Source organism: Corynebacterium sp. HMSC066C02, assembly GCF_001814945.1.
Taxonomy (GTDB): domain Bacteria; phylum Actinomycetota; class Actinomycetes; order Mycobacteriales; family Mycobacteriaceae; genus Corynebacterium; species Corynebacterium aurimucosum.
The window spans coordinates 193823-204762 of record NZ_KV818446.1; the positions used below are offsets into that span (position 1 = coordinate 193823).

Here is a 10940-nt window from a genome sequence, read left to right on the forward strand (position 1 = left end):
CCATGTACCCTCTCCGCTCTAAAGTCACCACCGTTGGCCGCCAGGCATCCGGTGCCCGCGCACTGTGGCGCGCTACCGGCTCCAAGGAGAGTGACTTTGGCAAGCCGATCGTCGCCATCGCCAACTCCTTTACCCAGTTCGTCCCCGGCCACGTCCACCTCAAAAACGTCGGCGACATCGTGGCCGATGCCGTCCGCGAAGCCGGCGGCGTGCCGAAGGAGTTCAACACCATTGCTGTTGACGACGGCATCGCCATGGGCCACAGCGGCATGCTCTACTCCCTGCCTTCGCGGGAGATCATCTCCGATTCCATCGAGTACATGGTCAATGCCCACACTGCCGACGCCCTGGTGTGCATTTCGAACTGCGACAAGATCACCCCGGGTATGTTGAATGCTGCACTGCGCCTCAACATTCCCACCATCTTCGTCTCCGGCGGCCCGATGGAAGCCGGCAAGGCCGTCGTCGTTGACGGCGTGGCGCATGCACCGACGGATCTGATTACGGCGATCACGGCCTCGGCCAGCGATGCCGTCTCCGACGAGGGCTTGACCCGCGTGGAGGAATCCGCCTGCCCTACCTGTGGTTCCTGCTCCGGCATGTTCACCGCCAACTCCATGAACTGCCTCACCGAGGCGCTCGGCTTGGCCCTGCCGGGCAATGGCACCACGCTGGCTACCCACAGCGCCCGCCGAGATCTCTTCGAGCAAGCTGGCCGCACCATCGTGGAGATGTGCCGACGCTACTACGGCGAAGAAGACGACGCCGTTCTCCCGCGCTCCATCGCCACCAAGGAAGCCTTCAGCAATGCCATGGCTCTGGATATGGCTATGGGTGGTTCCACCAACACCATCCTCCACACGCTGGCCGCCGCACAGGAGGGCGAGGTGGACTTCACCCTCGAGGACATCAACGAGATCTCCTACCGCGTACCGTGCCTGTCCAAGGTGGCCCCCAACGGCACTTACCACATCGAAGACGTGCACCGCGCCGGCGGCATCCCCGCCATCTTGGGCGAGCTGCGCCGCGCCGGCCACGTGAACCTCAAGGTCCACACCGCCCTCTACGACAACGCCGAGGAGTGGCTCGATGATTGGGATATCCGCGGCGGCAAGGCCACGGAAGCCGCTCTCGAGCTTTTCCACGCCGCACCCGGCGGTGTACGCACCACCGAGCCATTTAGCCAGTCCAACCGTTGGGATGTGCTGGATACTGACGCTGCCAATGGCTGTATCCACGACGCCGAGCACGCTTTTTCCTCGGACGGTGGCCTGGTCGTCCTGCGGGGCAACCTCGCCCCCAACGGGGCCATCGTCAAGGCCGCCGGCGTGGAGGAAGAGCTGTGGACCTTCACTGGCCCGGCCCGCGTGGTGGAGTCCCAGGAGGAGGCCGTGTCCATCATCCTCAAGAAAGAGGTCCAGCCGGGCGATGTCATCGTCATTCGCTACGAGGGGCCCGCAGGTGGCCCCGGCATGCAGGAGATGCTGCACCCGACTTCCTTCCTCAAGGGCTCCGGCTTGGGCAAGGCCTGCGCCTTGATTACGGATGGCCGCTTCTCTGGCGGCACCTCCGGCCTCTCCATCGGTCATATCTCCCCTGAGGCAGCCCACGGCGGCCTCATCGGCCTGGTGGAAAACGGTGACCCCATCACCATCAACATCCGCGAGCGCCAGCTCTCCCTCGACGTGGACGAAGAGGTCTTGGAACGCCGACGCGCCACCGAGGAGCAGCGCGAGAAGCCCTGGACGCCGAAGGACCGCAACCGCCCGGTCACCAAGGCCCTGCGCGCCTACGCCAACATGGCCACGTCCGCTGACCGTGGTGCGGTGCGCGTGGTGGATGGCCACGTCCAGTAGGCCATCCCGGCCATAATGAGCGGCAGTGCCACCCAGGCCAAGGACGAGCGCCAGCGGATAATAGCTTCCGCTGGTGCCCACAGGCCCTCGGGCGGCGCAGCGCTGGAAACTAGGCACCACCAGACCACTACGATGAGTAAGGTTCGCGCGGGACTGCCGGGGATCACCACCGTCGCAATCACTGGTAGCAGCCAGATGCAGTAGTAGCCTTGCATGAGACCAGTAGTCATTAGCACTCCGGCAAAAAGAACACCGAGTGAGCAGTACACCCACACCACTGGCTGCTCGCGCTTGTAGCGCCACAGTGCTACCAACGCTAGCCCCACCACTACGAGGAAAGCCACGGTTGCGCCCGTGATGGCTCCCCCCGACCAGTCGAGCTGCCGGCCCACGCCTTCGATGGAACCATTGTTATAGTCGCGGGCCTGCCCCAGGTAAGGCAGCAAACGGTCGACGTAATTCTGTGGTTGGGACATTGTGAACCACCCAGCGGCAAAAACCACGACCATGAATACCGCAGCCACGACGAGCACGGCGATATGGCCGGACAACAGTGATACCACGCCCAGAGCTAGAAACTGTGGCTTGATGGTCATGGCCACGCCAAGAATAATGCCCGCTGCGACGGCCTCCCGAGACTTCAGGGCCGCACGCCAGCCGCTTGCCAGCAGCTTGATAGTCAACAGCGCAAAAAGAACCTGTAGCAGGAAGAGGAAGCCGTTGATATTGGTAAGGCTCAGCGTGCTTTTCACCGGCTCGTTAAAGGCGCAGGCCACGATGACTAGCACAGCGAAGACAGGGCCCCGATAGCGCGCCGCAACCGAGGCAGCCAGCAGCCACAGCGCAGTGAAGATGGACACCGCGCCTAGCCACATCATGATAGTACGTGCGATGTCCCGGCCGGGCAGCCAGCCGATTGGTCCGAGAAGAAAAGTTGCCCCCGGTGAGTACAGGTAGTGGGGATCGAGCGTGGAGTAGTCCTCATCGTAGACCGGCTGACCATGGACATACTTGTCAACGGCGTTCCAAATGGGATCAAAATCAGATCCCGTGGTCCCGGCTGGGGACCACACTACGGCAGCAAATACCATAACGCCAGCAACGAAATAGAGCACCCGGACGGCCGGAACACGCCAATCAGGGTCAGAGGCCGGGGGAAGTAGGTTCTTCAACAAGTTCATCGCTAGGTAGCGTACCACCGTACATTTGGCGCTCTAGCCCGTCACTCAACATGGCGGCGAATGTGTTGGTGAGATGCGAAGAATCGCGGTAAACCATCACGTTGCCGATCACGCCAGGGCAACGCTCTGGACCACACATGGCGTTTGTCAGGTCAAGGTGAGTGACATCCAACCCAGCCAGTGCGCTCACGGCAGGGTTCTCAGCCAACAGTGAGTCGTCTCGCTCCACGCCGCAATCAAGCAGGGGATCGCCTGCAACGTATCCACCCGCAGCCACGCAGTCACGCACATCTAAGGGGCCTGCCGAGGTGTGCGGCCAGGGCGTGTCGCGCAAACCCCACACTCGCATGCCCGCACTGTTGAGGCGTTCGACCACCGTGCGGAGTCCCTCGGGAGTCTGCTCGGGCCCCATGGTTCCTGGCGCTGGCTGGGTAGAAATGAGAAAGGTGCCTTCCGTAGCTGGATTGGCCTCCATGTATTCCAAAGCAGCCTCGGTCCAGGCGGCGCACTCCGGGTAGTCGTGTCCGTCGGAGCGCTTAGGCTCACCGCCTGGGAAGCAGCCCATCTTCAGCAGCGGAACAATTCGAATCCCCTGGTCACGACCCACGATATCCAAGGTCGTCAATATATGGTCCGCATGTGAATTTCCAAACAGGTACATCGTACGAGCGGATTCCAGGTCACCGTATGCGCACGGTATATCCTCAGTGTTTCGCTGATGCGTCAGAATCGGCTCTTCATGTTCAAAAAGTGCCGTGCAGCCATCGGCGTGCGAGGCCGGGTAGAAAGACTCAATAGGGTTGAGAGCATTCGGCACCGGGTCACGCGGCGGCACCTCAACACCGTTTAGGAGAGCATCGGGGCCGGGATAGTCAATAGTGTCGCTCTCGCTAATGCTCGCGGTTGAATCCGAAACCGCAGGAGGCTGCGCCCACGCGGCCAGTGCTATAGCTGAGACGGTTAGCGCCGCGATACCTGCCGTCACACCCTTTTCTACACCGACTAACCTCCCTGGCGCCCAAGAGCGCTCTCCGGGTTTAGTTTTCTGCCGAGTCGGCACCTCCACGTAGCTCAGCGTGAGCCAGGCAAGCACCACCGAGAGGGCAATGACGCCGGCACCCGCCGCAAGTCCACGGGTAGTGCCAACAGCAGCGAGAATGCCCATACCATCGCGGTTGGACTCTCCCCCACTGAGTAGATAGGTAACCAACACCAACAATGGCCAGTGCCACAAGTAAAGACTGTAAGAAATTCGACCTAAGAATTGGAATGGTGCGGTGGTCAGAAGCCGACCGAGACGCGAGGAAGGTCCCGCGACGATAATGAGAGCCGCGCCCGCAAGCGGCATCAGCGTCGCAGGGCCGGGGAACTGCTGGGCGCCGTCCATGACTACTCCGGTGGCCAGGATGAGCGCTAGGCCAACAAGACTCCAGTCAGTCTTCCGATGACCGGCCCCAGCAGTTCCAGACATGCGGTGGGTTCCCGGTTGTGTCAGCCACAGCCCCAGCAGCCCGCCGAGGCCAATCTCCCAGAAACGGCTGAGCGGTGAGTAATAATTTGTACCTTGGTCAACACCATGCAGATACATCGCGTAAAGGAAGCTGGCCAGCGTAGCAATGCCGAGCCCCCAAGGGGCCATGTTTATACCACTGACCTGGGCCTTACCTTCACGGCGTCCACAGAGCCGGTACACACCTGCACACAGGAAGATGACCAGTAGGGATCCTAGATAGATTTGCAGCTGGGCTGACATGGACCACAGGTGTTGATACGTACTCACATCTTGACCAATGGCAGCGTAGTCCTGTCCGGCAGCCGATAAAGCGAAGTTTTGGACATAGGCTAACGAGCTCAGCGCTTCTCGGCCTTCTCTTCCCCACCGCGTCGGGGGAAAGACTATTAGGGCTAGGGCCAGCGTGACAGTGACCGTAACCACGAGCGCCGGAAAGAGTCGACGCAGCATCCTGATAACCACTTGGACTGGGGTTAGCCCCCGAGGGTTGAGGGCGTTGCGAATTTGGGGCCCGAAAAAGAAAACACCGCCGATGAGCAGGAAGACATCCACGCCCGCTGAGACCTTGCCCACGAAGACGTGGAAGAACACGACCAGCGCGATGGCCAAGCCGCGCAGGCCGTCAATGTCTGTACGATACGTCGATGATTTCGCCATAGCCCCTAAATCCTAGGACATTCGGGCTCTAAAACCGTCATCGGCATGATGCGTCGGAACGCTGATGCCTTGTGAACTGTGCCCACGATCAATCTCCGGCCAAAGCCTTAAGCGCCGCCAAATGACCATCGAAAGCTGTTTTACCTTCCTCCGTCAGAGCGACCCATACCGAATCTTTAGCGCGGCTGGTGCCGTACTCGCGGAAGCGCGTGACGTAGCCAGCTTTCTCTAATGCACCAAGCTGCTTGGACAGGGAGGCGTCGGAAAGCTCCGTGCGGTCACGCAACATAGCGAACTTCATCTCACGGTTTACTTCCCCACCCTGCGTGGCACCGAAAGCATTGAGTGTGGCGCAAATCTTAAAGCGATTGAGCGGGTGAATTACCGGATCGAGCCCATTCATCGCGGCATCCTATCCAGCGCACCCGTGTGCAACGTCCAAAAGACCGCCAAGCTGCACAGCACACCTGCGATGCACGAGGCAATAACGTGCCCTTCAACAAAAGGATTGAACAGTGCCGGCAGAATCATGAAACCCAAACCCGCAAAATACCGCCAGGTGACACTCCGTGACGCATGCGGATCCACCTTCTGTCGCATCGAATCCCTCACCCCCGTGCGATAAAAGAAGGCGAGACTCACCAAGAGCGCGAGTACAAGAAGCAGTCCACCAACAAGAACGAGAGGATGGACGTCATCCTTGATCCACATGTAGGCAAACCACGCACCGTACACCACCGCTGCGAGCAGGCTCAACCAGATGGGCGGCCGCTTGGCTGCGGCCAGCCGTTGTTGCTCCTCAAATGCAAGTGCGTCCCGAACATCCTGATCAGACAAAACTAAAGCTCCCCTCCTGCGGCACCAAAGTCATTGTTTTCCATTACAGAAAACAACTTACTTTACGCAATGGAAAACAACAAGAACTTGTATATAGCTGCAGGCTGGGAGCGTAGAAACGCGCTAACAACGCCTAGTTTATCGGGTTAACGCCAGCGCCAAACCACCAGATAGCGACCAGCGCGGCCACGCCAATGACGACGAAAATCCAGGACGTTGCCAGCGGGCGGCGAGTCCAGGAGCGATTGAAGTCCAAGGAGATGAATCCCGGGCCGGTGAACTGCAGGGCCACCGCGATAACGAAGAGGACGAGACCCAGCCAGACACTCTCATTCCACGCGAAGACATCCAACCCGGCACCGGAGGCGTTGAGGCCGTGGATAGCGGAGAAGCCCGTGACGATAAGGCCGAACATAGCGGCCAGCGGTGTCACCAGGCCGAGAAGCAGGAAGGCTCCGGCAATGAGCTGAACACTCGGCACACCGATGGCCAAGGCTGCAGCCATGGTGTACTCGCCGAACTCCTTCTCCAAGCCGGACAGTCCCTCGTTACCGCCGAGCTTAAAGAAGGTCGAAGCACCCGCCACGAGCAGGTAAACGCTGAGCGCTAGGCGCACGAAGAGCAGACCGAAGTCGATGGTGCCGCGACGTGCCGGCTCCGGCTTCTCCTCCACCGCTGCTGCCTCGGAGTCCACGGCGGGGTCGGCAACAGCAACCGTGCTTGGTACCTCTTCATAGCTCTCAGTTGCCACAGGTTCAGTTGTGGTATCAGCGGCAGCGGTTGCCGATACCGGCATAGCAGTTGTCTCCGCTTCGGACTCTGTCGTCGCCTCAGCGCGCGGGAAGGCGGTGGTCTCGGTTTCTGCTGCAGCACTGTCGAAAGACAGGGAGCCACGGGAGGCGCTCTCAAAGGTTTCGGTCTTGGCTTCAGGCTCTGCTTCAACGGCAGGCTCCTCGGCCTTCTTGGGCTTAATCACTTGCGGCTCGGCACGTCCGGGACGCTGGAAGAGGCTGCTCTTCTTCGGCTTATCGGTAGCTTCTTCTTTAGACGTGCTGTCCTTCACAGAGTCTTTCCCCGTGTAGGTCGGAATATCGTCATCAAAGTCGGTGGCTTTATCAGGAGTTTTATCGCTCATACCTCCAACTTAAGGCAGCACAGCCCCCTTATGGTGCATCTTTATCGGCGCGGCGCGAAGCTAAAACTGCACGGCCTGCGTCTAAGACATCCGCCGTGAGGTCCGCAAGCAACTCCGACTCCAACCGCCAGCGCTGCCAGTAGAGGTCAATGTCAAGCGGGAAGTCGTCGAGAAGCACCAGCTCCCCGGTCTCCAGCAAGGGCTGTGCCTGCAGGCGCGGCACTAAGCCCCATCCCAGGCCATAGCGCACTGCTTCGACATAACTCTCCGAAGAAGGAATCTGGGACACCCGCGCACGCAGAACATGGGAATCAATGAAGCGCTCGCGCATGGCGTCATCCAAGGTGGCGTCGTTCGGACCGAAGCCCACGATGGGCAGGGTCTCCCAGTCCTCGAAAGTCTCCGCCAGAGCGGGCGCGGCGACGGCAAAGTAGCGCATGGTACCGAGGTACGTGGATTCACAACCTGAGACCGGGGTTTGCTCGCGCGTAACCGCGCCCAGCACATCACCCCGGCGCAACATGGCGAGTGTACGGGCTTCATCTTCGATGCGGATGCGCAGCGCCGCCTCACCGCGCTCGGCGGTGCTCTGGATTACAGGGCGGAACCACGTGGCCAGGGAATCCGAGTTGATAGCAACGGTGAGTGGAACGCGGGACAGGCGCTCGGTCAGCCGCGCATCCGCCTCAGCTTGGACCAGCGCCATGCGCCGTGCTGCTTGGGCGACGATCTCCCCTGCTTCAGTCACGGTGACCGGAGTGCCGCGGCGCAGAAGGATGCGGCCGGTCGAAACTTCCAGCGCTTTGATGCGCTGACTGACGGCCGAAGGAGTGATTCCCAACACAGCCGCAGCCCCCTCGAAGGATCCTTCATCGATGATGGCCAGCAACGTTTCGGTATGGAGCGGATTCATGAAGCTATATTAAACCAGCTGTAGAACATTTAACTAGACTTCATATGGCGCTATGCGCAGACTAGAAGCCATGTCAGTATTGCTTGCAGGATTTGCGCTAGGTCTATCCCTCATCATCGCCATCGGACCGCAGAATGCCTACATCATCAAGATGGGCATTAAACGCGATCATGTCGGCGCCATCCTGTTGGCTTGCTTGCTTTCCGACGTCATCCTCATCACCGGCGGCACCGCCGGAGTCGGCGTCCTCGTCGAGCGCTTCCCCACCGCGCTCGTCGTGGTCAAGTATTTAGGCGCGGCCTACCTCATCTACTTTGGGTTCACGTGCTTCCGCGACGCGTTTAAGAAGGAACAGGACTCACTGGTCATTGAGGAAACCGCACCAGTGGCGCAGGTCGTTGAAGACAACTCGGGCAATTCGGGAGCTTCAGGAACCTCCGTACTCACCAAAATTCGCCCCCGCATGCGCTCTAAGTCCTGGATCAAGCCCGTCCTTGGTGCGTTGGCGCTCACGTGGCTTAATCCCTTGGCCTACGTCGACGCGCTGGTCATGCTGGGCTCCATTGCGAACCAATATGGCGACCAGCGCTGGGTCTTCGCAGGCGGTGCGATTTTGGCCAGCTCCGTCTGGTTCCCCTCCCTGGGCTTTGGTGCCTGGAAACTTTCCCACGTGCTGGCCAAGCCGACGACGTGGCGCGTAGTCAACATCGTCATCGGCTGTGTCATGCTTGCGCTGACGGCAAAGCTCCTGCTCTTCTAATCTTTCTTTGATTCTTCTGGGAGCTCTTCGTCTTCGGCAGGGTCTCCCACCGCGCCGGTCTCCTCGACCCAGGCCTTAATTTCTTCGTCGCTGCGGTCCTGCTCCACGCCCTCGCGCTCAGTGTAGTAGGAGTGATCGTTGCGGTTTTCCTCCCAGCCTTCCCTGTCGAAGTCTAGGTCTTCATCCGAGTCTAATTCGTCAACCACATCGGAGACGAGATCCTCGTAGAGGGCTTCATCATCCATGTTGGAATCAGCGATCTGCTGGCCGATCTCATCGTCGTAACGAGCTGCGTCATACTCCGAGTCGGGGTGCAGCTTGAGGTGCAACAGGGCGCGGATGCGCTCACGGCGCAGCCCCTCGTCCTTGATCTTGCCCAGGGAGCGCAGCCAGCCAATAACCAGGATGGCCACGAGGACGATGCCCATGTAACCCAGTACTGGGTAGACATACTGCATCAGTGCCTTGAAACCGGCAAAGGACACGGCGAAGCCAGCGAGGCAGCCTACGATGAAGATGATGCGGTACTTCGATTCCTTGCCAGAGGACAAACGCTTACCCAGCGCGTAAAACATACCGATGGCCGTGTTGAAAATCATCAGGTAAATGATGATGGCCATAATGACGCCGAGTGTTGGGTGGATATTGTCTACCAGGGACAGCATCGGAATATCGGAATCGCCCACGCTCTCTGCGTTCATGAGCAGCGAGAAACCGGCGATGGCCATGAGTACCGCGTAAACCGCGCCGCCCACGATGCCGCCGACGCCCGCCTCGCGCGGGCTGATATTATCGCCGCCGATCACCAGGGACATCGATACAGCCAGGATGAGGGCTAGGCCGTTGTAGTTCAGCGCGGAGATAAGCCAGTGCGGGATTGGGGATTCAATCGCTTCGGATGCAGTAATTGCAGCGTCGACACTGTCCGGCATATGCAGCAGTGTATAAGCGCCGGCGAAGAGCACCGCGATGATGATGGTCGGCGTAAGAAGGCCAATGACCTGGGAAACCTTATCAACATCGAACATGCCCGTGATCAGAACCAGGACGAGCATGAGCAAGGAACCAACCCAGGCAGGCCAGCCGAACTGTTGCTGCATGTTGGAACCGGCACCGGCCAGCATGACAAAGCCCACCGCAAAGAGCGTAAGGATCACTGCGACATCCAGAATGCGCGAAATGATCGGGTGGGTGATGTTCCGAAACACTTGGTTGTGCTCGCTGGCGTGGAAATAGCTTCCCAGCTGGAGGAAGACCGTGCCGGCGAGGGTCATGACTAGGCCGGCGACCAAAATTCCCCACATGCCAGGAATACCGAAGGACGTAAAGTACTGGACGACTTCCTGCCCCGTGGCAAAGCCCGCACCAACGAGCAAGCCAATAAAGGACAAAGCGAGGCCCATAACGTTTTTATAAGACACGTTTTCCTATCTGCTTTCTATTTTCTTCTTCTTATGCTTAATGACTAGTGCATAAAAACGCGCCATACTTTGACATAAGTATGACGGTACATAGTCTCTACCTTACGCCACGCTGATAGGAAAACATGTGTGCGGCTGTAGAGAGCTTGCTCCAACAACCGCTAAAGCATGAGACGGCTCACCTCTTAGTGCTCAGCGAACGTCGCTGTGTCAATGACGAAACGGAACTTCACATCACCCGCCACGACTCGCTCGTAGGCGGCATCAACCTCGTCGACGCCCACCTTCTCGATCACCGCGCCCAAGCCGTGCTCAGCACAAAAGTCCAGCATCTCCTGGGTTTCCGCGATGCCGCCGATATTGTTACCCGTGAGCACCTTGCCGCCGCCGACTAAGCGGTTGAGGCGCAGTGGTAAGGCCTCTGGCGGCAGACCCACCACCGACATGATGCCGCGGGGTTTGAGCATCCGCAGGTAGTCCTCGAGGCTGTACTCTGCGGAAATGGTCGAGAGAATAAAATCGAACTCCCCGCGATGCTTCCTGAAGAAGTCCTCTTCTTCGGTGGTGGCCAAGGTACGGCTCGCTCCAAGCTCTGCAGCTTCTTCAGCCTTGCGAGAAGTGCGCGAGATGACCGTGACTGAAGCGTCCTGGGTTTAGTTCCGCTTCT

At 59.4% G+C, this 10940-nt stretch carries 9 protein-coding genes and 1 pseudogene; 2 read left to right on the plus strand and 8 right to left on the minus strand.

The genetic code is table 11. The features are described 5' to 3' along the window. Positions 1–2 precede the first annotated feature (2 nt). Positions 3–1856: a dihydroxy-acid dehydratase gene (ilvD, locus tag HMPREF2996_RS04780; protein ID WP_070730343.1), complete on the plus strand. Its 1854-nt coding sequence runs from the start codon at positions 3–5 to the stop codon at positions 1854–1856. Here the strand turns inward: ilvD and HMPREF2996_RS04785 are convergent. The 6 genes from HMPREF2996_RS04785 to HMPREF2996_RS04810 all read right to left on the minus strand — a co-directional run bounded on the left by HMPREF2996_RS04785 (position 1790) and on the right by HMPREF2996_RS04810 (position 8092). Further along, positions 1790–3037 (minus strand): glycosyltransferase family 87 protein, encoded by a 1248-nt coding sequence (locus HMPREF2996_RS04785; RefSeq protein ID WP_070730345.1) that lies wholly within the window; start codon positions 3035–3037, stop codon positions 1790–1792. The genes ilvD and HMPREF2996_RS04785 overlap by 67 nt on opposite strands. Continuing rightward, complete coding sequence (locus HMPREF2996_RS04790) at positions 3000–5207, minus strand: acyltransferase family protein (protein ID WP_070730346.1); 2208 nt, start codon at positions 5205–5207, stop codon at positions 3000–3002. Before HMPREF2996_RS04790 ends, HMPREF2996_RS04785 begins: the two co-directional genes overlap by 38 nt. 88 nt (positions 5208–5295) lie before the next feature. Then, a complete protein-coding gene (locus tag HMPREF2996_RS04795) occupies positions 5296–5610 on the minus strand; it encodes a transcriptional regulator (protein ID WP_070447642.1) in 315 nt (104 codons plus the stop codon). Continuing rightward, positions 5607–6044, minus strand: coding sequence for a hypothetical protein (locus HMPREF2996_RS04800; RefSeq protein ID WP_070447645.1), 438 nt, complete (start codon positions 6042–6044; stop codon positions 5607–5609). The genes HMPREF2996_RS04795 and HMPREF2996_RS04800 overlap by 4 nt, the downstream gene beginning before the upstream one ends. 133 nt (positions 6045–6177) lie before the next feature. Beyond that, entirely contained in the window at positions 6178–7179 is a 1002-nt protein-coding gene (locus HMPREF2996_RS04805; RefSeq protein WP_070730347.1) for a DoxX family protein, read from the minus strand. A 28-nt stretch (positions 7180–7207) separates the two neighbouring features. Then, entirely contained in the window at positions 7208–8092 is an 885-nt protein-coding gene (locus HMPREF2996_RS04810) for a LysR family transcriptional regulator ArgP (protein ID WP_070710566.1), read from the minus strand. Between the two features lie 70 nt (positions 8093–8162). On the opposite strand from HMPREF2996_RS04810, the gene HMPREF2996_RS04815 reads away from it, so the two are divergent. Beyond that, a complete protein-coding gene (locus tag HMPREF2996_RS04815; protein ID WP_070710565.1) occupies positions 8163–8852 on the plus strand; it encodes a LysE/ArgO family amino acid transporter in 690 nt (229 codons plus the stop codon). Here the strand turns inward: HMPREF2996_RS04815 and HMPREF2996_RS04820 are convergent. Then, a complete protein-coding gene (locus HMPREF2996_RS04820; RefSeq protein WP_070730349.1) occupies positions 8849–10273 on the minus strand; it encodes a YkvI family membrane protein in 1425 nt (474 codons plus the stop codon). The genes HMPREF2996_RS04815 and HMPREF2996_RS04820 overlap by 4 nt on opposite strands. Before the next feature lie 185 nt (positions 10274–10458). Beyond that, a pseudogene (locus HMPREF2996_RS04825) lies at positions 10459–10917 on the minus strand (zinc-binding dehydrogenase); the annotation flags it as partial. Positions 10918–10940: the final 23 nt, after the last annotated feature.